Origin of the sequence: Bacillus sp. CR71 (genome assembly GCF_003429245.1) — a bacterium.
In the GTDB taxonomy this organism is placed as follows: Bacteria; Bacillota; Bacilli; order Bacillales; family Bacillaceae_G; genus Bacillus_A; species Bacillus_A thuringiensis_S.
Genome location: NZ_CP031748.1, coordinates 4,981,859 through 5,006,347, shown reverse-complemented (window position 1 = coordinate 5,006,347; position 24,489 = coordinate 4,981,859). Strand labels below are relative to the sequence as shown.

Sequence of the window (24,489 nt, the reverse complement as noted above, 5' to 3'; positions counted from 1 at the left end):
AAGCGTGCGTTCCTCTTCGCGAATGCACGTTTTTATTATGAAAAGACACATCTTCTCCATTGTGTTTTTATATTTTTTCGTGTTATTTTATTATAAGGCAAATAATCTTTATGAGGTGAGTACAAATGAAACGTATTGGTGTATTAACAAGTGGTGGAGATTCACCTGGTATGAATGCTGCCATTCGTGCAGTTGTTCGTAAAGCGATTTTCCATGATATTGAAGTATATGGTATTTACCATGGATACGCTGGATTAATTTCTGGTCACATTGAAAAATTAGAACTTGGTTCTGTTGGCGATATTATCCACCGCGGTGGTACGAAATTATATACAGCAAGATGTCCTGAGTTTAAAGACCCAGAAGTACGACTAAAAGGTATCGAGCAATTAAAGAAACATGGTATCGAAGGACTTGTTGTTATTGGTGGAGATGGTTCTTACCAAGGCGCTAAAAAATTAACTGAACAAGGATTCCCGTGTGTTGGTGTACCAGGTACAATCGACAATGATATCCCTGGAACAGACTTCACAATTGGTTTCGATACAGCTTTAAACACTGTTATTGATGCAATTGATAAAATCCGTGACACAGCTACATCTCATGAACGTACATATGTTATCGAAGTAATGGGACGTCACGCTGGTGATATCGCATTATGGGCTGGTTTAGCTGATGGTGCAGAAACAATCTTAATTCCAGAAGAAGAGTATGACATGGATGATGTTATCGCTCGTCTGAAGCGTGGTAGTGAACGTGGTAAAAAACACAGTATTATCGTTGTAGCTGAAGGTGTTGGAAGTGCAATTGACATCGGTAAGCACATTGAAGAAGCAACAAACTTTGATACTCGTGTAACTGTATTAGGTCACGTACAACGTGGTGGATCACCAAGTGCACAAGACCGTGTATTAGCAAGTCGTCTTGGTGCAAGAGCAGTTGAATTATTAATTGCTGGTAAAGGTGGACGTTGTGTAGGTATTCAAGATAACAAACTTGTTGATCATGATATTATCGAAGCGTTAGCTCAAAAGCATACAATCGATAAAGATATGTATCAATTATCTAAAGAATTATCCATCTAATTGACGTAATGTCAGATATTTGGGAACGGTTTCATAATTTTCGGAGGTGCAATATGCGTAAAACTAAAATTGTATGTACTATAGGTCCTGCTAGTGAAAGTATTGAAAAATTAGAGCAATTAATCGAAGCAGGTATGAACGTTGCTCGTTTAAACTTCTCTCATGGTAGCCATGAAGAGCACGGAGCTCGTATTAAAAACATTCGTGAAGCTTCAAAGAAAACTGGTAAAACAGTTGGTATCTTACTTGATACAAAAGGTCCAGAAATCCGTACTCACGACTTCGTAGACGGACAAGCTGAGCTTGTAACAGGTGCAGAAGTAGTTCTTTCTACTGAGCAAGTATTAGGTACTGCAGAGAAGTTCTCTGTATCTTATGCTGGTCTTTATGACGATGTAGACCCAGGTTCTCGCATTCTAATCGATGACGGTCTTATCGAACTAGAAGTAATCGAAAAAGCTGATGGAAACATCCGTACAAAAGTTCTTAACAGCGGAACTGTAAAAAATAAAAAAGGTGTTAACGTACCAAACGTAAGCATTAAGCTTCCTGGTATCACTGAAAAAGACGTAAAAGATATCATCTTCGGTATCGAGCAAAAAGTTGATTTCATCGCAGCTTCATTCGTACGTAAAGCGTCTGACGTATTAGAAATCCGTGAATTATTAGAAGAGCATGGTGCTCAATACATCCAAATCGTACCGAAAATCGAAAACCAAGAAGGTATCGACAACATCGATTCAATCTTAGAAGTTTCTGACGGTTTAATGGTAGCTCGTGGTGATATGGGTGTAGAAATTCCACCAGAAGAAGTACCATTAGTACAAAAACGTCTAATCAAAAAATGTAACGTGTTAGGTAAACCAGTTATTACTGCGACACAAATGTTAGACTCTATGCAACGTAACCCACGTCCAACTCGTGCGGAAGCAAGTGACGTAGCTAACGCAATCTTCGATGGTACAGATGCAATCATGCTTTCAGGTGAAACAGCTGCTGGTCAATATCCGGTAGAAGCAGTAACAATGATGGCTAACATTGCAGTACGTGTTGAAAAATCATTACAATACGAAGATATGTTCAAAAAACGTATTAAAGAGTTCACTCCAACAATTACAGATGCAATTAGCCAATCTGTTGCGCATACAGCACTTGCTCTTGATGTAGCTGCAATCGTAGCTCCAACAGAAAGTGGACATACTGCGAAAATGATCTCTAAATACCGTCCAAAATCTCCAATTGTAGCTGTAACATCTGACGAGCAAGTAGGACGTCGTCTTGCGCTTGTTTGGGGTGTACAAGCGTTTATGGCTGAGAAGCGCGCAGCTTCAACTGACGAAATGTTAGATACAGCAATTCAAACAGGTATGGATGCAGGTCTAATCGGACTTGGAGATACTGTAGTAATTACTGCTGGTGTTCCAGTTGCTGAAACTGGAACAACAAACTTAATGAAAATCCACGTTGTTGGTGAAGAAGTTGCTAAAGGACAAGGAATCGGTCGTAAAGCTGCAAAAGGTAAAGTAGTTGTAGCAAAAACAGCTGCTGAAGCTGTAGCGAACGTAAACGAAGGTGATATCCTTGTTACAACAAGTACTGATAAAGATATGATTCCTGCAATCGAAAAAGCTGCTGCTTTAGTTGTAGAAGAAGGTGGCTTAACAAGCCATGCGGCTGTTGTAGGCGTATCAATCGGTATTCCTGTTATCGTTGGTGTAAACGGCGTAACAGCAACTTTAAAAAATGGCCAAGAAGTAACAGTTGATGCAGCACGCGGAATTGTTTATAATGGACATGCGGAAGTGCTATAAGTAATACGGAGAGAAGGATCGGAGTCCTTCTCTTTTTTTTACACAAAAACGAGATAGAATTAGTTTAAAGCGCCTAGAATTGCTTTTAAAAGCGGTTTGTTATGAGTTTTAGTATGAAAGGGTATCTATATTTCGTATGATGTATATAGGCGTTGTGAGGGTGTTAAAAGTGAGTTGTGAGAGGGGTGTAGAACTATGAAGTGGTTACTATTCTTGTTTATTTTAGTACCGGCGATTGAGATTACGGTCTTAATTGGATCAAGTCATGTAATAGGTTTATGGTCTACGTTCGCTATGATTGTATTTACAGGTGTTGTAGGTGTGTATTTGGCGAAAAGACAAGGATTTAAAGTGCTTGGAGAGATTCAATCTAAGTTGAATAGAGGGGAAATGCCAGGTGAGACAGTACTAGATGGTATTTTTGTATTTGTAGGAGGTATTCTCTTGGTGCTTCCTGGGTATGTGACAGATGTGCTAGGGTTTATCTGCGTGATCCCTATTACGAGAGCTTTATTGAAGCCGCTTGTTATGAAGTGGATGGAATGGAAATTTAGAAAGAACTCTACTATTATCATTCAGAAGTAGCACTTAGATTATAACGATCTAAGTGCTATTTTTTTGTCTTGTAAGAGGAGAGGGGTTTTCTGATTGAGGCTTCGCTTTACTGCGCTATTTGTGGGGGATTTCTATCTCAAAGTTGGGTTGCTCGTAAGTGTCTGATGTGGGGGCGAATGATGAGTGGGGATGAACAAAACGTCCACTTATTATATTTGCTATATAATTTTCGTTTGAACTCTTGTTGTGCTTCGATTAAACGTGTAATTTTTAAATGCTATTAATTTGGATGAATAAGATGGAGAGAAATGCAACTAAATTAAAGTTTTGCTTTCATATAAAAGGTGGGGATTGTTAGTTGAAGCCTTATTCTATGTAGTTTTGTATATTTATTCATTTACATAAAAAGTAATAAATGTAAGTAATAAATATATATAAAATAGAATAAAAATGTATTTTTGATTAGAAAATGTGTTTTTTATGCAAAAAAACAAGAGGATTATCCTTTTTCTGGGTAATGCTCTTGTTACATGTGAGTAGTGTGAAAAAATAAGTGAAAGGAATAATCAGTGGGAAATTCCCACTGATTACAGCTTGTTTTTTATATGAATTAGAAACTTTTATTTTGAAGGTGAACCTTTAATATATTTCCACAAGTCATGGAAGACATTAGCTTTGTGTAATGTATTAAGTAGTACTAAGGTGACTGGACCGATGATTAATCCTAAAAAGCCAAAAAGCTTAAAGCCGACAAATAGAGCGACGAGTGTTGCTAATGGATCGAGACCGATGTTAGATGAAAGTACTTTCGGTTCCATAATTTGTCTTTGGACAATCACGACGATGTATAAAATGAGAAGACCAATGGCGAATGCGGTATCGCCAGTGAAAAATACGTATATAACCCATGGAACGAAGACTGCGCCTGTTCCTAAATATGGTAGTAAATCTACAACTCCTGTAATAATTGCAATAGTAATGGCGTATGGTACGCGTAATATTAAAAGTCCGATCAGTACAATGACGGTTGTCATAGATACGAGTGTAAGTTGTGCTTTCACAAAACCAAATAAAGCTTTTTTTAAGTCGACAAAAATAGTTTTTCCGTAGCCATGTACACGATTTGGTAGTAATTTTCTTGTTTTTTGAGCAAGACGGTGCCAATCGTAACTAATGAAGAAAGTGGCTAATAAAATGAATACAAGGACAGTTAACGTTGTTGGCAGTGCACTAATGAAATTTGTTAATCCGCTTATAATGGCGGTTAAAAGTTCTTTCATTTGTGTTGTTGCTTCTGTTCCTAAGTTTTGAATGTTTTGTGTAATTGTATAGCGCTGTGGTTCTCCAAGATGATTAAATTTAGAGATTAAATCATCGTAGAGAGGCATAATATGATTAAGTGCAAATTGCTGAGCGAATGTAACGATATCCGGAAACTTTACTGTAACAAGTTGGAGTAAGTATGTTGTGGCAGATATTGCTTCAGTCACAAGATATGTAACAAGTCCAACGATAGCTCCAAATACGAGAATTAAGCTAACGAGTACTGCTAGTGCGCGAGGAAATTGTAGTTTTTGATTAAGGAAATTGACGACAGGATTAATCAAATAAGCAAATGCAAAAGCGATAATAAAAGGATAGATAAGCCCTGACATGTATAGTAATACATAGAACCCAGCTATCGTTGCTACAATGACAAATATGAGTCGCAATATCATATATAGTAAGTTTCGGTTCAAAGATGTATACCTCCCATTCCGATTTGGATTATCCTAATTCGTTCAACTTATAACTAGCGTGCTCTGCTGATTAAAGTCTTACTTTAGCGGCAGTAAATCTCCCGCCAAAGCCCAATTGATGAAGGCCAATAATCAGTGGAAGATGCCCAACTGATTAAAGTGTTACTTTATGTTATAGTGGAATGATGGATTTAGCCTGCTTTTTTCGGTATATGAATGGCTGTGAAAGCCTATTCGTGATGCTACTACTATATGGTAAAAACTTCATTTTCTCTTCTTTTTATTTTACCTGTTTCTTATTAGAAAAGAAAGAAGAGACGACTGTTTTCAAAAATGTATACATGCTTAAATTTTTTTGGTGAAAGTCTCTTTTTAGAATGTATAAAAAATTGAAGGTGTTATCGATAAATAGGCATCTGTATAGCATGTATAACGATAGGTTTAAAGGTATTTTTGTTTGGAAATGAGTTCATTATTTTCAGAAAGGAAGTGTAAACATGATTAGTCAGTCAACGTTATTTTTATTCATACTACTTATTATAGGACTTATTGCTAAAAACCAATCGCTTACTGTAGCTATTGGGGTGTTATTTCTATTAAAATTTACGTTTTTAGGAGATAAGGTCTTTCCTTATTTACAAACGAAAGGAATTAACCTAGGTGTAACGGTCATTACAATAGCGGTGCTAGTACCGATTGCGACGGGGGAAATAGGTTTTAAACAACTTGGAGAAGCGGCGAAATCGTATTATGCGTGGATTGCTTTAGCTTCAGGTGTAGCAGTCGCTTTGTTAGCGAAAGGCGGCGTGCAATTGTTGACAACGGATCCTCATATTACAACTGCGCTTGTTTTTGGGACAATTATAGCGGTTGCGTTATTTAATGGGGTTGCTGTTGGTCCGTTAATTGGGGCTGGAATTGCCTATGCGGTTATGAGTATTATACAAATGTTTAAATAAGGAATTTTATAGTAATATAAAATTTTTGAATTCTTTCTGTTCACAAAAGTCAGATAATTGTTTATAATAGGATTAGAAACTTTGAAAAGTTACATAACAGCAGAGACTTTACACCAGATAAAATAAAAACAACATAAAACAATTTTATAATGATATTGTTTTATGTTGTTTTTATCATAAAACTCTTCGGAATGTATTTTCCTCACTAACTTGTTGTTTTGAGCGTGAGGATTCGGGGAGACATTCACGCTCATGCTTTCCATGTAAACCATGGACAATAAGAGGGGAACATCGCAACAAATTTGCATGATCGTGCATTTTGCTTGCCTAAAGAGTGAACGGGCGTTCATAATTCATAAGGGGAGCAAATAGATATAAGGAGCAAGGTTGGGAGAATTTTCAGGAAAAGGAGAGAATGTCATGACTGTTATTCGAGGTTTAGAAGGGGTAGTAGCAACAACATCATCTGTGAGCTCTATTATTGATGATACATTAACTTATGTTGGGTATAATATTGATGATTTAGCTGAGAATGCTACGTTTGAAGAAGTAGTGTACTTATTATGGCACCGCAAGCTTCCTAATGAAAAAGAACTAGCGGAATTTAATGAAATTGTATCTGAATACTATAAAGTTCCAGGTGAGATTTTAACATATTTGAAACAAGTAGATTTAAAAATTGCACATCCGATGTCTGTTTTACGAACTGCAATTTCCATGCTATCATTATACGATGAGAGCGCTGAAATTATGGATGAAAAGTCTAATTATTTGAAAGCGGTTAAATTACAGGCTCAAGTAGGAACTTTAGTTGCTGCTTACGCGAGAATCCGTAAAGGTTTAGATATTGTTGAGCCAAGAAAGGATTTATCATTAGCTGCAAACTTCTTGTACATGTTAAATGATCGCGAGCCAAATGAAGTTGAAATTGAAGCTTTTGATAAGGCACTTGTACTTCATGCAGATCATGAGTTAAACGCTTCTACATTTACTGCACGTGTTTGCGTAGCTACACTTTCAGATGTATATTCTGGTATTACAGCAGCAATTGGTGCATTAAAAGGTCCTCTTCACGGTGGGGCAAATGAAAATGTAATGAAGATGTTAACTGAAATTGGCGAAGAAGAAAATGTAGAATCATATATTCATAATGCTCTTCAAAATAAAGTGAAAATCATGGGCTTTGGCCACCGTGTGTATGAGCAGGGTGATCCACGTGCAAAACACTTACGTGAAATGTCTAAGAGATTATGCGTGCTTTTAGGAGAAGACAAATGGTATAATATGTCTATCAAAATTGAAGACATTGTAACAAAAGAAAAAGGTCTTCCACCAAATGTTGATTTCTATTCAGCTTCTGTATACCATTGTTTAGGAATTGACCATGACTTATTTACACCTATTTTTGCAATTAGCCGTATGTCAGGCTGGTTAGCTCATATTCTAGAACAATATGAAAATAACCGTTTAATCCGTCCACGTGCTGATTATAATGGACCAACGCATCAAGTGTATGTTCCAATCGCACAAAGATAAGCAAAAAACACTATTTTGATAGTGAAAATACGCTTTCAAAAGTCTGATTTTTTCGGAAAGATGTAATGATTAGAATATTTTAATTTGACTAACGGTTTGAACTGAGGGGTTATTCCCTCAGTTTCATACATATGAAATTTCAAACATGGGGGTTATCACATTGACGACAGGTGAAAAAATTACTGTAACTAATGGTGTTATGAATGTACCAAACAATCCGATTATTCCATTTATTGAAGGAGATGGAATTGGTCCTGATATTTGGGCAGCTGCATCTCGCGTAATAGAAGCAGCAGTTGAAAAAGCTTATGATGGTGAGAAGAAAATCGTTTGGAAAGAAGTGCTTGCAGGGGAAAAAGCATTCAACCAAACAGGCGAGTGGTTACCAGAAGAGACTTTAAATTTAATCCGCGAATATTTAATCGCAATTAAAGGTCCACTTACAACTCCAGTTGGCGGTGGTATTCGTTCTCTAAACGTAGCACTTCGTCAAGAATTAGATCTATATGTATGTCTACGTCCAGTTCGTTATTTTGAAGGTGTTCCTTCACCTGTAAAACGTCCGGAAGATACTGATATGGTTATTTTCCGTGAAAATACAGAAGACATTTATGCTGGAATTGAATATGCACAAGGATCTCCAGAAGCAGAAAAAGTTCTTGCTTTCTTAAAAGAAGCAATGGGTGTTAATAAAATCCGCTTCCCAGAAACATCTGGTATTGGTATTAAACCAATCTCAGAAGAAGGGACAAAGCGTCTTGTTCGTGCTGCAATTCAATATGCAATTAACGAAAAACGCTCTTCTGTTACATTAGTTCATAAAGGAAACATTATGAAATTTACAGAAGGTGCTTTCAAAAACTGGGGTTACGAAGTAGCGGAACAAGAATTCGGCGACAAAGTATTTACTTGGGCTGAATATGATCGCATTGTTGAAAAAGATGGTAAAGATGCAGCGAATAAAGCGATGGCAGACGCTGAAGTGGCTGGAAAAATCATCGTAAAAGATTCTATTGCAGACATCTTCTTACAACAAATTTTAACTCGTCCACGTGAGTTCGATGTTGTTGCAACAATGAACTTAAATGGTGACTATATCTCTGATGCACTTGCTGCACAAGTAGGTGGAATTGGTATTGCACCTGGTGCAAACATTAACTATGTGACTGGACATGCTATCTTTGAAGCTACACATGGTACAGCTCCAAAATATGCAGGTTTAGATAAAGTAAACCCATCTTCAGTTCTTCTTTCAGGTGTATTATTATTAGAACACTTAGGATGGAACGAAGCTGCGAAATTAGTAACAGATTCAGTTGAGAAAACAATTGCATCAAAAGTAGTAACATATGACTTCGCTCGCCTAATGGAAGGTGCAACAGAAGTGAAATGTTCTGAGTTTGCTAATGAGCTTATTAAAAACATGGATGTAGCGATAATCAAAAACGCATAATTAAAGCGGGGGGTAAATTATGACAATCAAACGCAAGAAGGTTTCAGTCATCGGTGCAGGATTTACAGGAGCAACAACGGCATTCTTATTAGCACAAAAAGAACTTGCAGATGTTGTATTAGTGGACATTCCACAACTGGAAAATCCAACAAAAGGGAAAGCGTTAGATATGTTAGAAGCGAGCCCAGTACAAGGTTTTGATGCTAACATTATTGGAACATCTGATTACGCAGATACTGCTGATTCTGACGTTGTCGTTATTACAGCAGGTATTGCACGTAAGCCTGGTATGAGCCGTGATGACTTAGTAGCAACGAACTCTAAAATTATGAAAAGTATTACGCGCGACATTGCAAAACATTCACCAAATGCAATTATTGTTGTGTTAACAAATCCAGTTGATGCAATGACATATTCTGTATTTAAAGAAGCAGGATTCCCGAAAGAGCGTGTAATTGGCCAATCGGGCGTATTAGATACAGCTCGTTTCCGTACATTCATCGCACAAGAATTAAATCTTTCTGTAAAAGACATTACAGGATTTGTTCTTGGTGGACATGGTGACGACATGGTACCTCTTGTGCGTTATTCTTATGCAGGCGGTATTCCGTTAGAAACGTTAATTCCGAAAGAGCGTTTAGAAGCAATCGTAGAACGTACACGTAAAGGTGGCGGTGAGATTGTAGGCTTATTAGGAAACGGTAGTGCATATTACGCACCAGCAGCTTCTTTAGTTGAAATGACAGAAGCAATCTTAAAAGATCAACGCCGTGTATTACCAGCTATTGCGTACCTTGAAGGTGAGTATGGTTATAGTGACCTTTACTTAGGGGTACCAGTAATTCTAGGTGGTAACGGAATTGAAAAAATTATTGAATTAGAACTTCTTGCAGATGAAAAAGAAGCGTTAGATCGCTCTGTAGAATCTGTACGTAACGTAATGAAAGTTCTTGTTTAATAATTGAATAGTAGTGAAAAAGATTCGGGATTCCGAATCTTTTTCTACTATTTACCGAATTGTTTTTTTGAAATAATATGAAAACGCTATCATTTGTAATATCCTATAATGAAACTGTAGATTTATACTATACATTGCCCTCATCATAGTAAATTTCGGATAAGGTATCGCTTTTAGTAGGATAATAAGGTGAAAAAATCGGAGGGGGTTGTAACATGTTAAAGAAAAAAGTTCAAATTGGTCGTAAAATGGATGAAATTACAGTAGGAGAGAAATTATCTATCACTGAAAAAATTGAGGATAAAGATTTGTTATTGTACTTAGGGTTAACGAATGATGCCAATCCATTATATATTCAGCATGATTACGCATCCCAAACTCCGTATGAAAAGCCGATTGTACCAAGCATTATGCTAACGGGAATGATTACAACGGCAGTTACGAAATATTTACCGGGTCCAGGAAGTCATATTACTAGGAAGGACCTTACGTTCGTGAAGCATGTTCACCATTATGAAACGTTACAAATCCACTTTGAAGTTGTGGCTGTTTCTGAGGAGGAACATACAATTGATATGCTTGTATCTGCTCATGATGAAAAAGGAGAAACTGTTGTAAAGGGTTCATTAACAGTAACGCCACCTTATAAATCTGTTTCCATTATGGAAAAAGCATTAGATAATTTTTAAAAGATGAAAATATGAATAGCGCTAGCATACCTTGAATAAGGATGCTAGCGCTATTTTTAGTTGAAGAATCCTTCTTTGAACCCTTCAGCAAATTCTGAGCAACCCGTTTTAATCGTATCCCAGCTCGGAGCGTTGAAAGCAAGGATACATGTGACTGCTAAAGATAGAATGGGTAGTATTAGTCGCATAATAGACCTCCTGATTGTATTAATTTATATATTAAGATTAATGATATAAATATCGGTAATTGAAGTCAATGAAAGGAGTGATTCTTTTAAGTGAGGTGGAAAAAAGAAGAAGTTATCTTTGAAACGATACGAGAAACTGAAGTGTGGGGCGATTTGATCGCGAATGAAATGTACGGGAGATTATTTGATGGATATGAAACGCTAGATTATAAAATAGCGTATGCTCTTTCGTTTTTCCTAGCACAAAATCAAGATTTTATCCCGCATTAACGGGCAGTAAGATCCCACCTCAAAATTCAGCGAAAGCAAAGAAGTTAGGTCGGGAATCAACTGCCCGTAAAAGCCCGATTGATTCAACTAATAATCAGTGGGGAATGAACAACCCCCACTGATTAAAGTTTCACTTTATAGTTCATACGGAAGTGAGCTTTAAAGAAGAGAGAGCAATCTATAAAGTTTGGCAAAATCCTGTGTAGTTGCAGGTGAAGCGTAATTACGTCTACTTTCTCAATTCTACACAAACGATCTCCATGAATAGACAATTATATTGAGAGGGACCTTGTTTTCTAGTATGATGAGAATAACGGGGGAAATACTAGGATGAAGAAGGTTTCAAGTCTATAACTTGGAGGAAAAGAATGAACAATCGTATTTTAGTAGTTGATGATGAGGAATTTATCTTAACTTTAATTGAATTTAATTTACAACAAGCTGGGTTTGAAGTTATAACAGCGATGGATGGAGAAATGGCGCTTCAAAAAGCGACAACAGAACGCCCAGATTTAATTATATTAGATTTAATGCTTCCGAAAATGGATGGTATGGAAGTGTGTAAAGAATTACGATTGCAGCGCGTTATGACGCCGATTTTAATGTTAACGGCAAAAGATGATGAGTTTGATAAGGTGCTAGGTCTTGAACTTGGGGCAGATGATTATATGACGAAGCCATTTAGTCCAAGAGAAGTTGTTGCTCGTGTGAAGGCAATTTTGCGCCGCACGAAATTACAACAAGAAGAACAAGTTGCAGAAGCGCCAGATGAAGATAGCATTACAATTGCAGAACTTAAAATTTTACCGGAGTTTTATGAGGCTTATTTCCAAGGAAGAAAGCTTGAATTAACACCAAAAGAATTTGAACTACTTGTGTATCTCGCGAAAAATAAAAGTCGCGTGTTGACGCGTGATCAATTATTAAGTGCTGTATGGAATTACGATTTTGCTGGTGATACACGAATTGTTGATGTTCATATTAGCCATTTGCGCGATAAAATTGAACAAAATACGAAAAAACCGACGTACATTAAAACGATACGTGGTTTAGGATATAAATTAGAGGAGCCAAAAGGGAATGAATAAATTTCGTTCCAGGCTTCTTTTTACATTTGTTTCTCTTATTGTATTTATTTTAGTTGGACTAGGCTTATTGCTAGAAACTGTGTTTGAAAACTACTATATAGATCATGCTAAAGAGAGAATGGTAAAAGAGACGGAGTATGTTGCGGCGTTAGCAGAAGAGCAAGGTTTTGATAAGGTCCTAAAAAATCCATACGTATTTGAAAAGTTAGAAGAAAAAATACCAGCTTCTATCGTATTTGTGAATGAAAAAAAGAAAGTTCAATATAGAAAAGGACAAGAATTGGCATTTAGTCCAGAGACGATTCAAGAACTTTCTTCGGAAGTGGCAAAACAACGAAGTAAAGTGATTACGAAAGAGACAGATCGAAAGAATCAATTTTATCATACGGTGTTCGTTCAAGATGTAGAAGGAAAACAAGGATACATTTTGGTGAAAAGTACAATCGATCCTTTAAGAGACGTACATCAAAAAACGTGGGGATTATTAATTATCGGATTTGTCATTGCTTGTCTCGTAGTTGTATTTTTAGGTATGAAAATTACAGGGCAATATATTAGGCCGATTGAATCAGTTACGAAAGTTGCAATTGAATTGGCGAAGGGTAATTATAAAGCACGTGCATACGAAAGTCATTCGGACGAAACAGGAATGCTGAGTAAAGCAATTAATATTTTAGCTCGTAACTTACAAGAGATGACACTGGAACAAGAAATGCAGCAAGATCGTCTGCATACGTTAATTGAAAATATGGGAAGCGGAATGATTTTAATTGATAGCCGCGGATATATAAACCTTGTAAACCGCTCTTATAAGGAAACTTTTCACGTAACAGATGAAGAATATTTAGATCGCTTATATTATGAATCGTTTCATCATACAGAAATTATTGAGCTTGTAGAAGAAATCTTTATGACAGAAGTGAAAGTGCGTAAACAAATGTTATTGCCACTTGGAATTGAGCGGAAGCACTTTGAAGTATATGGAGCACCGATTATCGGGACAAACCATGAATGGAAAGGGATTGTTCTCGTATTCCATGACATAACAGAGTTAAAGAAATTAGAACAAATGAGAAAAGACTTTTTAGCGAATGTTTCTCATGAATTAAAGACACCGATTACTTCTATTAAAGGTTTTTCAGAAACACTCTTAGACGGAGCGATGGATAATAAAAAATTCTGCGAACATTTCTTGCACATTATTTTAAAAGAAAGTGAGCGCATGCAAGGGTTAATTGAAGATTTATTAGATTTGTCGAAGATCGAACAACAAGGATTTAAATTAAATATGGGAACCGTTGATATGAAGGGGCTGCTTGAAGATATTCATATGGTGCTTGATAATAAAGCAGGAGAAAAAGAAATCTCTTTACAAGTGAATGTATTAAAACGTGCCTCTGTTATTGGAGATCCAAGTCGTCTGAAACAAATCTTTATTAATTTAATTAATAACGCGATCGTATATACACCGGCTGGAGGCGTTGTTTCAGTAGAGTTAGCGGAAGATAAATATAATGCTTATATAAAAGTATCGGATACTGGAATTGGTATTAGTAAAGAGGAAATTCCGCGTATTTTTGAACGCTTTTACCGAGTGGATAAAGCGAGAAGTAGAAATACTGGTGGTACAGGCCTTGGATTATCAATTGTAAAGCATTTAGTAGAGGCGCATCAAGGTACGATTACAGTAGATAGTGAAGTTGGAGAAGGGACAACGTTTACAGTTGTTTTACCGAAATCAGCAACTGAAAAATAGGATGAAGGATGTTTACAATATATTAACAATGTCTTAATTAAATATTAATAAAGCTCTGTTAATATAATACATGAAAACCCCTTCATCCAAGGAGTAATTTTGGACGAGAATAGTTAAACTGTTCTCGTCACTTCCCTTTATGCCAATATAAGTCTGTTTTATATATGAAAGAAAAGAACCGTTATTTTTCTTCTCTCTATTAGTCATGTTAATATAGAGAGAGGAAAGGAACGGTTTTTTTCTGTGAAAAAAATCATTTCAAATTTGCATGGGGAGGTTTCTGATTTGGAAAAAAAGGTCGTATTAGTAGATGGTAATAATATCGCGTATCGTGCTTTCTTTGCACTACCGCTTTTAAATAACGACAAAGGTATACATACGAACGCAATTTACGGTTTTACAATGATGTTAATGAGAATATTAGAGGAAGAAAAACCGACGCATATGTTAGTAGCATTTGATGCGGGTAAAACGACATTCCGTCATAAAACATATAGTGAGTATAAAGGCGGACGTCAAAAGACCCCACCTGAATTATCAGAACAATTCCCGTTTATTCGTGAGATGCTTGATGCATTCAACGTACCGCGTTATGAATTGGAAAATTATGAAGCGGATGATATTATGGGAACGCTAGCAAAAGAAGCAAGCGAACAAGGAGCAAGTGTAAAAGTTATTTCAGGAGATAAAGATTTACTTCAACTTGTTTCTGATAACACGCTTGTATGTATTCCGCGAAAAGGGATTACGGAAGTAGATGAATATACGAAAGAAGCTTTATTTGAGAAATATAGCTTATCACCAAAGCAAATTATCGATATGAAAGGTTTAATGGGAGACCAATCAGATAATATTCCGGGTGTACCAGGAGTTGGTGAAAAAACTGCGATTAAATTGTTAACACAGTTTGGAACGGTTGAAGAAGTGTATGACAATCTAGATCAAGTAAGCGGGAAGAAATTAAAAGAAAAACTGGAAGCAAATAAAGACCAAGCTCTTATGAGTAAAGATCTTGCAACTATCATTACAGATGCGCCGATTACAGTGCATGTGGATGATATGGAATATAAAGGATATGAAGCAAGTGATGTCGTTCCAATGTTCGAGAGTTTAGGATTTACATCTCTTTTAAATAAATTAGGTGTTACGCCAGAAGAAACGGCTCCAGCTGAATTAGATGATATTACATTTGATATTGTGGAAGAAGTTACCGAAGAAATGCTTCAGCAAGATAGTGCGCTTATTGTTGAAGTACAAGAAGATAACTATCATAAAGCAGATATTCAAGGTTTTGGTATTCAAAATGAAAATGGTTGCTACTTTATTCAAAAGGACATTGCTCTTAAGTCAGATGCATTTAAAGACTGGCTTGCAGATGGAGAGATGAGAAAGCATACATTTGATGCGAAGCGTGCAATCGTTGCACTGAAATGGAACGGTATAGATATACAAGGGGTTGACTTTGATCTATTAATCGCTGCTTATTTACTTGATCCGGCTGATACAGATAAAGATTTCCGTACTGTAGCGAAAATGAAAGAAACGCATGCTGTGAAATCTGACGAAGAAGTTTATGGAAAAGGTGCGAAGCGTGCTGTTCCAGAGTTAAAAGTAGTAGCGGAGCATGTAGCTCGTAAAGTGCATGTATTATATGATGTAAAGCAAACATTCGTTGAAGAGTTAGAGAAGAATGAGCAATATGAACTGTTTACAGAGTTAGAATTACCACTTGCGCGTGTATTAGCTGATATGGAAGTAAAAGGTGTAAAAGTTGATACAGAGCGTCTTCGTAATATGGGAGAAGAACTTGCAGGCAGATTAAAGGAAATGGAACAGGAAATTTATAAGCTTGCGGGAACAGAATTTAATATTAATTCACCGAAGCAGCTTGGTGTTATTCTGTTTGAGAATTTAAACTTACCGGTTATTAAAAAGACGAAAACAGGTTATTCTACGTCAGCTGATGTACTAGATAAGCTTATGGATCACCATGAAATTATTCCAAACATTTTACATTATCGTCAATTAGGGAAACTAAATTCAACTTACATTGAAGGTTTACTGAAAGTTGTACATGAAGATTCATCTAAAATTCATACTCGTTTTAATCAAGTGTTAACACAAACAGGTCGATTAAGTTCGACGGATCCGAACTTGCAAAATATCCCGATTCGATTAGAAGAAGGAAGAAAGATTCGTCAGGCATTTGTTCCATCAGAAGAAGGTTGGATTATGTATGCGGCTGATTATTCACAAATCGAGCTGCGTGTATTAGCTCATATTGCAAATGATAAAGGGCTAGTTGAAGCATTCCAACATGACATGGATATTCATACGAAAACAGCTATGGATGTATTTGGCGTTGAAAAAGATGAAGTAACTTCAAATATGAGACGACAAGCGAAAGCTGTTAACTTCGGAATTGTGTATGGTATTAGTGATTATGGTCTTTCGCAAAACTTAGGGATTACAAGAAAAGCAGCAGCGGAATTTATTGAAAAGTATTTAGAAAGTTTCCCTGGTGTACAAGAATACATGGAGGACATCGTAAAAGATGCGAAACAAAAAGGATATGTGGCCACATTATTAAATCGTCGCCGTTATATTCCAGAAATTACGAGTCGTAATTTCAATTTACGTAGCTTTGCTGAGCGTACAGCGATGAATACACCAATTCAAGGTACTGCAGCAGATATTATTAAAAAAGCGATGATTATTATGGCAGATCGTTTAGAAGAAGAAGGCTTACAAGCGCGTCTTCTTCTACAAGTACACGATGAATTAATATTTGAAGCACCAAAAGAAGAAATTGAAAAATTAGAGCAGCTTGTACCTGAAGTAATGGAGCATGCAATTGAACTCGCAGTTCCGCTGAAAGTTGATTATTCTTACGGTCCAACTTGGTACGACGCAAAATAAGGAAGTGATGAAATGCCTGAATTACCAGAGGTTGAAAACGTCAGACGGACACTTGAAAATCTTGTAACAGGAAAAACGATTGAAGATGTTATTGTTACTTATCCAAAAATAGTGAAACGACCGGATGATGCAGAAATCTTTAAAGAAATGCTAAAAGGCGAGAAGATTGAAAATATAAAGCGAAGAGGAAAGTTTTTGCTTCTATATGTAACAAATTATGTTATTGTTTCACATTTGCGTATGGAAGGTAAGTTTTTACTACATCAAGAGGATGAGCCGATTGATAAACATACGCACGTCCGTTTCTTATTTACAGATGGAACTGAATTACATTATAAAGATGTGAGAAAGTTTGGTACGATGCATCTCTTTAAGAAAGGTGAAGAGATGAATCAAATGCCTCTTGTTGACTTAGGTCCGGAGCCGTTTGATGCTGAATTGACACCGCAGTATTTACAAGAAAGATTGCAAAAGACAAATCGTAAAATAAAAGTTGTGCTATTGGACCAGCGTCTTTTAGTAGGGCTTGGAAATATATATGTTGATGAAGTTTTATTCCGTTCTCAAATTCATCCGGAACGGGAAGCTTCTTCTTTAACAGTAGAAGAAATTGAGCGGATTTATGAGGCTACCGTTACAACGTTAGGTGAAGCGGTAAAACGTGGCGGAAGTACAATTCGGACGTATATCAACTCACAAGGGCAAATTGGTTCATTCCAAGAACTCCTAAATGTATATGGAAAAAAAGGAGAGCCGTGTGTAACTTGTGGTACGATATTAGAAAAAACAGTAGTTGGCGGGCGAGGAACGCATTACTGCCCAATTTGTCAGCCTAGAATATAGAAAAGAGATAACATCGGATAGGCATTTGTCATATACATACAGCAGAGCTATGTATAAGGGAGGAGCTTACCGATGTACCTTTATTTATCTCTTATTTTATTAGCTTTTACATTAAGCTTAGATAGCTGTAGTGTAGGGCTAACATATGGGTTAAGAAGCGTAAGAATTCCACTAAAATCAATTATAATTATCGGAATCTGTTCAGCGGCTGTTATGCTTGTTTCAATGGGAATTGGACATATGATCGCGAAAATATTTTCACCTGTTATCGCAACGCGTATCGGTGGGCTTGTTCTTATTGGAATAGGGATTTGGGTGTTATATCAATTTTTTCGAAGTGAGAAAAAAGAAGAACCGAAGCAAGAGGAGAAGGTCTGGAAATTAGAGATTGCCTCGCTAGGGCTAGTAATTCAAATTTTACGGAAACCGACTGTAGCAGATTTTGATAAATCAGGCACCATTTCTGCAGGAGAAGCATTACTTCTTGGTATCGCTCTTTCTGTAGATTCATTTGGTGCCGGAATTGGTGCATCTTTATTAGGGTATGCACCCGCTATGATGGCGATATTAGTTGCAGTTATGAGTTCTTTGTTTTTGTTTATTGGAATGAAACTTGGGACGGTTTTATCGAATATGAAGTGGTTACAAAAATTTACATTCCTGCCTGGAGTATTACTCATTATTATTGGAATTTGGAAAATGTAAGTATGGGCGTGGAACATTAGTTTCGCGCCTTTTATTATGAGGAGGATTATGATGACAGTAGTAATTGGATTAACAGGAGGCATTGCAAGTGGAAAAAGTACAGTGTCTCAAATGTTTCGTGAATTGAGCATACCAGTTATTGATGCAGATATTATTGCGCGAGAAGTTGTAGAGCGAGGAAAACCAGCATATAACAAAATAGTAGAAGTATTTGGAACGGAAGTGTTGCAAAAAGACGGAGAACTGGATCGGCCGAAATTAGGGAGTGTCGTTTTCTATAATGAAGAAAAACGATTGCAGTTAAACAAAATTGTTCATCCTGCAGTACGTGAGGAAATGAATAGACAAAAGGAAATGTACATAAAAGAAAGTATGCAAGCGATTGTGTTAGATATCCCTCTTTTATTTGAAAGTAAATTAACAAGTCTCGTTGACCGTGTTTTAGTTGTAGCAGTTACTCCTGATACACAATTAGAACGTTTGATGAAACGAAATGGTTTTTCCGAAGAAGAAGCAACGGCGCGTATTCAATCTCAAATGCCGTTAGCGGAAAAAGTGAAAAATGCAGATGAAGTGATAAATAATGATGGCACAATTATGGGAACGAAAACACAATTGCAGGTGATTTTAAAGAAATGGAACATTATTGACTAAAAAATTGTGAAATTAATGAAAATGCTTAGTGACATATCTCCTTTTTGTGTTATACTATTATTGGGATTGGAGATAAATAGTATAACGCATTCAAGGGGGATAACATATTATGACTCGTGTGGCAATTAATGGATTTGGACGTATTGGGAGAATGGTATTTCGTCAAGCAATAAAAGAAAGCGCATTCGAAATTGTAGCAATCAATGCAAGCTATCCATCTGAAACGTTAGCACACTTAATTAAATATGATACAGTTCATGGTAAGTTTGACGGAACAGTAGAAGCATTTGAAGATCACTTATTAGTTGATGGAAAAATGATTCGCCTTTTAAACAACCGCGATCCAAAGGAATTGCCTTGGACAGATTTAGGTGTTGAAGTTGTAATTGAAGCAACTGGTAAATTTAATTCAAAAGAAAAAGCAATTCTTCACGTTGAAGCTGGAGCGAAAAAGGTTATTTTAACAGCGCCTGGTAAAAATGAAGATGTAACAATTGTAGTTGGTGTGAATGAAGACCAATTAGATATTACAAAACATACTGTTATTTCAAATGCATCTTGTACAACAAACTGTTTAGCGCCTGTTGTAAAGGTGTTAGATGAGCAGTTCGGAATTGAAAACGGTTTAATGACGACTGTTCACGCTTATACAAATGACCAAAAAAATATTGATAACCCACATAAAGATTTAAGAAGAGCGCGTGCTTGCGGACAATCAATCATTCCGACAACGACAGGTGCCGCGAAAGCGCTAGCAAAAGTTCTTCCGCACTTGAACGGAAAACTTCATGGTATGGCACTTCGTGTACCAACGCCAAACGTGTCTCTTGTTGACTTAGTAGTAGACGTAAAACGTGATGTGACAGTTGAAGCTATTAATGAAGCTTTCAAAACGGTTGCAAACGGTGCGTTAAAAGGTATTGTAGAATTCAGCGAAGAGCCTTTAGTATCTATCGACTTTAATACAAATACACACTCAGCTATCATTGATGGTTTATCTACAATGGTAATGGGTGATCGTAAAGTGAAAGTACTTGCTTGGTATGATAACGAGTGGGGCTACTCTCGTCGTGTTGTAGATCTTGTAACGTTAGTTGTTGAAGAGTTAGCGAAACAAGAAAATGTGCAACACATTTAAGTGAATAAGGGGGAGGGCAAGGCAATATTTGCCCTCTTTTTTTATTTTTTTCTGAAAAGGAAAAAAATTATATGAGTATATTTTAAAAAGTGGACATACCACGAAACGTTGTGATTACTGCATTTGTGAATCGTTTATTTTTTTTAGGGAAAAGTAAAGAGGAAAATATGACAGAAAATCGAAAAAACTGTTGTTGCAAAATGAAAATAAACAAAGTATACTAACACTCGTAAACTTAAGAGCTGAGGTACGTAGTCACTACTTAAAGGGTTAGGACCTCTCTGGACTAACTTTCCCCCGTGGTAGTGGAGCAAGCCAAATTGCAAATTAGTTTTCAATTCGAACAGTTAGAATAAATTTACAAGGGGGAACTGTAGAATGGATACTATGGATACGATGGGTCGTCACGTGATCGCTGAACTTTGGGATTGCGATTTCGACAAGCTTAATGACATGCCGTATATTGAACAATTATTTGTGGATGCAGCACTAAGAGCTGGTGCTGAAGTGCGTGAGGTTGCTTTCCATAAATTTGCACCACAAGGTGTAAGTGGAGTAGTAATTATCTCGGAATCACATTTAACAATTCATAGCTTTCCGGAGCACGGTTACGCGAGTATTGATGTTTATACTTGTGGGGATCGTATTGATCCAAATGTTGCTGCAGAATATATTGCAGAAGGTTTAAACGCGAAAACGCGTGAGAGCATCGAGCTTCCTCGAGGCACTGGTAGCTTCGAAATTAAGCAGAGAGAAACAAAAGCTCTTTAAAAAAGAACATAATTGATTTAAAATGTAAAGAGGTGTATAATGCACCTCTTTTTTAGTTTATAAAAAAGAGGTAATATAACGTACTGGTTAGTTGAATAAATTGTACTCTTGCAAATGAGGTAGTGCCCTATATACCATCTTATTTTTAAGGATGAGATGATAAAGTGATGCGCTGAAACTTAAAGTGGTAAGAGAGTTAGAATGAGTTATATAATATTGTATATATATTTTAGGTGAAGTGAGTAGAGAAAAATAAAGAGTATAGTGTAAAGGAGTGAATGAATTGCGTTGTCCGTCCTGTTCTCATAATGGTACAAGAGTGTTAGATTCGCGTCCGGTAGACGAGGGGCGCTCTATTCGAAGAAGGAGAGAGTGTGAAAGTTGCTTAAGTCGCTTTACGACCTTTGAAAGGGTAGAAGAGTCACCTCTTATCGTTGTAAAAAAAGAAGGCACACGAGAAGAGTTTAATAAAGAAAAGATTTTACGTGGTTTAATTAAAGCGTGTGAAAAAAGACCAGTATCTTTAAGACAATTAGAAGAAGTAACACAAAGCGTGGAACGTGAACTGCGTAATTTAGGTATATCAGAAGTGAAAAGTGATATGATTGGTGAAATTGTTATGGAAGAACTTCGCGATATTGATGATGTTGCTTACGTACGCTTTGCTTCTGTATATCGTCAATTTAAAGATTTAAATGTATTTATTGAAGAATTAAAAGATATACTGCAAAAAGAAAGAGAGTAGAAGTTGTATTTTATTCTCTTTACATACCGTAAGTAATAGGATAAGAGAGCTAGAAGCGTAAGCTAATAGCTCTTTTTCACTAAGAATTTATATAATGAAGATAGAACGAATGAAGTAGAGGATAGATTGGATGAGAGAAAGGAAAAGCAATAATGGAAAAACAGTCATGGATGGAGCTATTGCCGATTGATCGTTATAAAGTAAGTGCGAAAGGGCTACTGCATAATTACGACCGAAAAGTATTAACGATGTTGTATCAGCCGTTAATAGGTAGTAGAGCTTTTAGCTTATACATGACACTATGGGGGGAGCTAGAGCAAGATCGTGTATTTGGAAAAGAGAATACACATCATTCCCTTATGGTGACTATGCAAATGCAACTTCCTGAAATATATGAGGAACGAGTAAAGTTAGAGGCAATTGGGCTTTTGAAGGTATATATTAAGAAAGAAAAAGATATTCGAATGTTCATATATGAGTTGCAACCACCTTTATCTCCAAAGCAGTTTTTTGATGATATTGTTTTAAGTATCTTTTTATACAATCGATTGAGTCGGACAAAATATAATCAAGTAAAGCAATATTTCTTAGAAGAAGAATTTGATTTTGCTTCTTATGAAAATGTTACGCGCTCTTTCAATGATGTGTTTGGTTCGTTTAATCCAGGACAGCTTGAGCATGCGCAAGAAGATCTTCGTATCCCAAAAACGACAACTATGCCAAGTAACGAGAAGGGAGACGCTCCGAAAGTTTGGAATGATTTCTTTGATTTCTCTTTATTTGTAGATGGATTGTCCGCTCTTGTTCCTAAAAAGTCGATTACAGGTCAAGTAAGAGACTGCGTTATAACACTTGCTTACGTGTATGGTGTAGATGTGTTATCGATGCAAAATATCGTTCTTGGTGCGGTGACAGAGATGCAAACAATTGATATGGAAAGGCTTAGAAAAGGAGCTCGCGATTGGTATCAATTTGAAAATGGTCAAGCATTACCGGTATTAAGTGAAAGAGTACAGCCTCATGCTGCACGTACGATGAAAGAGAAAGAGCCTTCATCGCAAGAGGAGATGCTAATAAAGCAGCTAGAGGAAATCTCGCCAAAACAATTATTGAAAGAGATTTCTGGTGGTGCAGAGGCAACGAAAGCGGACTTGCAAATCGTTGAAGATGTCATGATTAATCAAAAATTGACACCAGGAGTTGTGAATGTACTTATTTATTACGTTATGCTACGCTCAGATATGAAACTTGCGAAAACGTATGTCGAGAAGATTGCTGGGCATTGGGCACGTAAAAAGGTTGGTACAGTAGCGGACGCGATGGCGTTAGCGAAAGAAGAGAACCGTCAATATCAAGAGTGGGCTGAGACGAAGAAAAAAGGCCGTACGGCGAAGAAAACGGTACGGAAAGAAATGGTACCAGATTGGCTTAAGGAAGAAGAGCCGAAGGAACAAGAGAAAGAAACGGCGAAGAAAGATGTAAGTGTAGAAAAAGATGCAAGTACGTTAGAAGATGAACGAAAACGATTAGAAGAAGTGTTAAAAAAATATAAGCGTGATTAATAGAAGAGAATGAACGCTCTTTGAGGTGAGAAAATGGAGCATATTCAAAATTCATTTGCAAAATTAATGGGAAATGAAAAATTTAAAAATAGATATGAAGTATTAAAGGCAGAAGTAATGGCGCATCCGCGTGTGAAAGAATTTATAGACGAACATAAAGGTGAAGTAACGACTTCTATGATTGAGCGCAGTCTTGTGAAGCTATATGAATATATTGGACAAAGTGTAGGTTGCGTGGATTGTCCGGATTTAGGTTCATGTAAAAATATGCTGCAAGGGTACGAGCCAAAGCTTGTTATTCAAGGGAAAATGATTGATATTCAATATGATCGCTGCGTTAGAAAAGTAGCACATGACGAGAGAAAGAAATATGAAAAACTCGTTCAAAGTGTATATATGCCAACGGATATTTTACAGGCAACTATGGAAAACTTAGACCCTTCTGATTTAAATGCACGTATCGATGCAATTGGTGCAGCGAATGAATTTTTAAGTACATATGAACCAGGTAAAAAAGCACAAGGTTTATATTTGTACGGTAAATTTGGTGTAGGAAAAACGTACCTTTTAGGAGCAATTGCGAACGAGCTTGCTCGAAAGAAAATAAGTTCGATGCTCGTATACTTCCCAGAATTTTTACGTGAAATCAAAAGTTCGATTCAAGATAATTCGATTGGTGAAAAGATTGATGCGGTTAAACGCGTACAAGTTTTAATGTTAGATGATATCGGGGCAGAAGCAATGTCAAGCTTTGTGCGTGACGATGTGCTTGGTGCAATCTTGCAATTCCGTATGTTAGAAAACTTACCGACGTTCTTTACGTCTAATTTTGATTTTAAACAACTGGAACACCATTTAACGTATACACAGCGTGGTGAGGCTGAAGAAATGAAGGCAGCACGTATTATGGAACGAATTAAATATTTAGCGAAACCAATTCCGATTGGTGGGAAAAATCGTCGTCATAAGTAAAAGAGCAAGCTGAGAATGAACTGCACCCCAATTGTTAGACACAGTCTAACAATTGGAGGTGCAGTTTTTCTATGGCTAAATTTACAGCTGATG

The 24,489-nt window shown here is 36.7% G+C and carries 22 protein-coding genes; 20 read left to right on the top strand and 2 right to left on the bottom strand.

Annotated features, from left to right (window positions below):
• The first annotated feature begins 125 nt into the window (after window positions 1–125).
• The 3 genes from pfkA (at window position 126) to DOS87_RS25160 (ending at window position 3,481) form a co-directional block, all read left to right on the top strand.
• Window positions 126–1,085, top strand: coding sequence for a 6-phosphofructokinase (pfkA, locus tag DOS87_RS25170; protein WP_000821157.1), 960 nt, complete (start codon window positions 126–128; stop codon window positions 1,083–1,085).
• 53 nt (window positions 1,086–1,138) lie between these two features.
• Entirely contained in the window at window positions 1,139–2,896 is a 1,758-nt protein-coding gene (gene pyk, locus DOS87_RS25165) for a pyruvate kinase (protein ID WP_001232667.1), read from the top strand.
• A 195-nt stretch (window positions 2,897–3,091) separates the two neighbouring features.
• Window positions 3,092–3,481 (top strand): FxsA family protein, encoded by a 390-nt coding sequence (locus DOS87_RS25160; protein WP_000871640.1) that lies wholly within the window; start codon window positions 3,092–3,094, stop codon window positions 3,479–3,481.
• A 590-nt stretch (window positions 3,482–4,071) separates the two neighbouring features.
• Here the strand turns inward: DOS87_RS25160 and ytvI are convergent.
• Window positions 4,072–5,190: a sporulation integral membrane protein YtvI gene (gene ytvI / locus DOS87_RS25155; protein ID WP_001081375.1), complete on the bottom strand. Its 1,119-nt coding sequence runs from the start codon at window positions 5,188–5,190 to the stop codon at window positions 4,072–4,074.
• A gap of 497 nt (window positions 5,191–5,687) precedes the next feature.
• On the opposite strand from ytvI, the gene DOS87_RS25150 reads away from it, so the two are divergent.
• The 5 genes from DOS87_RS25150 (at window position 5,688) to DOS87_RS25130 (ending at window position 10,785) form a co-directional block, all read left to right on the top strand.
• Entirely contained in the window at window positions 5,688–6,149 is a 462-nt protein-coding gene (locus DOS87_RS25150) for a DUF441 domain-containing protein (RefSeq protein ID WP_000625507.1), read from the top strand.
• A gap of 387 nt (window positions 6,150–6,536) precedes the next feature.
• Window positions 6,537–7,685, top strand: coding sequence for a citrate synthase (citZ, locus tag DOS87_RS25145; RefSeq protein ID WP_000503651.1), 1,149 nt, complete (start codon window positions 6,537–6,539; stop codon window positions 7,683–7,685).
• A gap of 160 nt (window positions 7,686–7,845) precedes the next feature.
• A complete protein-coding gene (gene icd, locus DOS87_RS25140) occupies window positions 7,846–9,138 on the top strand; it encodes an NADP-dependent isocitrate dehydrogenase (protein WP_000206893.1) in 1,293 nt (430 codons plus the stop codon).
• 19 nt (window positions 9,139–9,157) lie between these two features.
• On the top strand, window positions 9,158–10,096 hold the full coding sequence (mdh, locus tag DOS87_RS25135; protein WP_000153232.1) for a malate dehydrogenase: 939 nt from the start codon (window positions 9,158–9,160) through the stop codon (window positions 10,094–10,096).
• Window positions 10,097–10,311: 215 nt separating this feature from the next.
• Window positions 10,312–10,785, top strand: a complete 474-nt coding sequence (locus tag DOS87_RS25130; protein WP_000914181.1) for a MaoC family dehydratase — start codon at window positions 10,312–10,314, stop codon at window positions 10,783–10,785.
• A 56-nt stretch (window positions 10,786–10,841) separates the two neighbouring features.
• Here the strand turns inward: DOS87_RS25130 and DOS87_RS30380 are convergent, their stop codons facing one another.
• Window positions 10,842–10,973 (bottom strand): hypothetical protein, encoded by a 132-nt coding sequence (locus DOS87_RS30380; RefSeq protein ID WP_001237011.1) that lies wholly within the window; start codon window positions 10,971–10,973, stop codon window positions 10,842–10,844.
• Between the two features lie 90 nt (window positions 10,974–11,063).
• Between DOS87_RS30380 and DOS87_RS25125 the strand changes: the two genes are divergently transcribed.
• The 12 genes from DOS87_RS25125 to dnaI all read left to right on the top strand — a co-directional run bounded on the left by DOS87_RS25125 (window position 11,064) and on the right by dnaI (window position 24,396).
• The gene (locus DOS87_RS25125; RefSeq protein ID WP_001267361.1) at window positions 11,064–11,243 is read left to right on the top strand and encodes a hypothetical protein; all 180 of its coding nucleotides are present in this window, start codon (window positions 11,064–11,066) and stop codon (window positions 11,241–11,243) included.
• Window positions 11,244–11,611: 368 nt separating this feature from the next.
• Window positions 11,612–12,331 (top strand): two-component system response regulator PhoP, encoded by a 720-nt coding sequence (gene phoP / locus DOS87_RS25115; protein WP_001065220.1) that lies wholly within the window; start codon window positions 11,612–11,614, stop codon window positions 12,329–12,331.
• Window positions 12,324–14,087, top strand: coding sequence for a sensory box histidine kinase PhoR (gene phoR / locus DOS87_RS25110; RefSeq protein ID WP_001032097.1), 1,764 nt, complete (start codon window positions 12,324–12,326; stop codon window positions 14,085–14,087). The genes phoP and phoR overlap by 8 nt, the downstream gene beginning before the upstream one ends.
• A 285-nt stretch (window positions 14,088–14,372) precedes the next feature.
• On the top strand, window positions 14,373–17,006 hold the full coding sequence (gene polA / locus DOS87_RS25105; protein WP_000412808.1) for a DNA polymerase I: 2,634 nt from the start codon (window positions 14,373–14,375) through the stop codon (window positions 17,004–17,006).
• Window positions 17,007–17,018: 12 nt separating this feature from the next.
• Window positions 17,019–17,849: a DNA-formamidopyrimidine glycosylase gene (gene mutM, locus DOS87_RS25100; protein ID WP_098578051.1), complete on the top strand. Its 831-nt coding sequence runs from the start codon at window positions 17,019–17,021 to the stop codon at window positions 17,847–17,849.
• Window positions 17,850–17,921: 72 nt separating this feature from the next.
• The gene (gene ytaF / locus DOS87_RS25095) at window positions 17,922–18,554 is read left to right on the top strand and encodes a sporulation membrane protein YtaF (protein ID WP_000281729.1); all 633 of its coding nucleotides are present in this window, start codon (window positions 17,922–17,924) and stop codon (window positions 18,552–18,554) included.
• 51 nt (window positions 18,555–18,605) lie between these two features.
• Entirely contained in the window at window positions 18,606–19,208 is a 603-nt protein-coding gene (coaE, locus tag DOS87_RS25090) for a dephospho-CoA kinase (RefSeq protein ID WP_000219323.1), read from the top strand.
• 109 nt (window positions 19,209–19,317) lie between these two features.
• Window positions 19,318–20,346 (top strand): glyceraldehyde-3-phosphate dehydrogenase, encoded by a 1,029-nt coding sequence (locus tag DOS87_RS25085; protein ID WP_000198979.1) that lies wholly within the window; start codon window positions 19,318–19,320, stop codon window positions 20,344–20,346.
• 387 nt (window positions 20,347–20,733) lie between these two features.
• Window positions 20,734–21,117: an adenosylmethionine decarboxylase gene (speD, locus tag DOS87_RS25080; RefSeq protein ID WP_002003660.1), complete on the top strand. Its 384-nt coding sequence runs from the start codon at window positions 20,734–20,736 to the stop codon at window positions 21,115–21,117.
• Window positions 21,118–21,400: 283 nt separating this feature from the next.
• Complete coding sequence (gene nrdR / locus DOS87_RS25075) at window positions 21,401–21,862, top strand: transcriptional regulator NrdR (protein ID WP_001203687.1); 462 nt, start codon at window positions 21,401–21,403, stop codon at window positions 21,860–21,862.
• A gap of 152 nt (window positions 21,863–22,014) precedes the next feature.
• Window positions 22,015–23,424: a replication initiation and membrane attachment family protein gene (locus DOS87_RS25070; protein ID WP_000415033.1), complete on the top strand. Its 1,410-nt coding sequence runs from the start codon at window positions 22,015–22,017 to the stop codon at window positions 23,422–23,424.
• A gap of 33 nt (window positions 23,425–23,457) precedes the next feature.
• Window positions 23,458–24,396, top strand: coding sequence for a primosomal protein DnaI (gene dnaI / locus DOS87_RS25065; RefSeq protein ID WP_000400117.1), 939 nt, complete (start codon window positions 23,458–23,460; stop codon window positions 24,394–24,396).
• Window positions 24,397–24,489 lie beyond the last annotated feature (93 nt).

Excerpts from the sequence above, each read along its gene's own strand:
- mdh (WP_000153232.1), top strand. The coding sequence starts at position 9,158 with ATGACAATCAAACGCAAGAAGGTTTCAGTCATCGGTGCAGGATTTACA.
- dnaI (WP_000400117.1), top strand. The coding sequence starts at position 23,458 with ATGGAGCATATTCAAAATTCATTTGCAAAATTAATGGGAAATGAAAAA.
- pyk (WP_001232667.1), top strand. The coding sequence starts at position 1,139 with ATGCGTAAAACTAAAATTGTATGTACTATAGGTCCTGCTAGTGAAAGT.
- pfkA (WP_000821157.1), top strand. The coding sequence starts at position 126 with ATGAAACGTATTGGTGTATTAACAAGTGGTGGAGATTCACCTGGTATG.
- mutM (WP_098578051.1), top strand. The coding sequence starts at position 17,019 with ATGCCTGAATTACCAGAGGTTGAAAACGTCAGACGGACACTTGAAAAT.
- speD (WP_002003660.1), top strand. The coding sequence starts at position 20,734 with ATGGATACGATGGGTCGTCACGTGATCGCTGAACTTTGGGATTGCGAT.
- DOS87_RS25085 (WP_000198979.1), top strand. The coding sequence starts at position 19,318 with ATGACTCGTGTGGCAATTAATGGATTTGGACGTATTGGGAGAATGGTA.
- DOS87_RS25070 (WP_000415033.1), top strand. The coding sequence starts at position 22,015 with ATGGAAAAACAGTCATGGATGGAGCTATTGCCGATTGATCGTTATAAA.
- DOS87_RS25130 (WP_000914181.1), top strand. The coding sequence starts at position 10,312 with ATGTTAAAGAAAAAAGTTCAAATTGGTCGTAAAATGGATGAAATTACA.
- phoR (WP_001032097.1), top strand. The coding sequence starts at position 12,324 with ATGAATAAATTTCGTTCCAGGCTTCTTTTTACATTTGTTTCTCTTATT.
- ytaF (WP_000281729.1), top strand. The coding sequence starts at position 17,922 with ATGTACCTTTATTTATCTCTTATTTTATTAGCTTTTACATTAAGCTTA.
- DOS87_RS25160 (WP_000871640.1), top strand. The coding sequence starts at position 3,092 with ATGAAGTGGTTACTATTCTTGTTTATTTTAGTACCGGCGATTGAGATT.
- DOS87_RS30380 (WP_001237011.1), bottom strand. The coding sequence starts at position 10,973 with ATGCGACTAATACTACCCATTCTATCTTTAGCAGTCACATGTATCCTT.
- DOS87_RS25150 (WP_000625507.1), top strand. The coding sequence starts at position 5,688 with ATGATTAGTCAGTCAACGTTATTTTTATTCATACTACTTATTATAGGA.
- coaE (WP_000219323.1), top strand. The coding sequence starts at position 18,606 with ATGACAGTAGTAATTGGATTAACAGGAGGCATTGCAAGTGGAAAAAGT.
- phoP (WP_001065220.1), top strand. The coding sequence starts at position 11,612 with ATGAACAATCGTATTTTAGTAGTTGATGATGAGGAATTTATCTTAACT.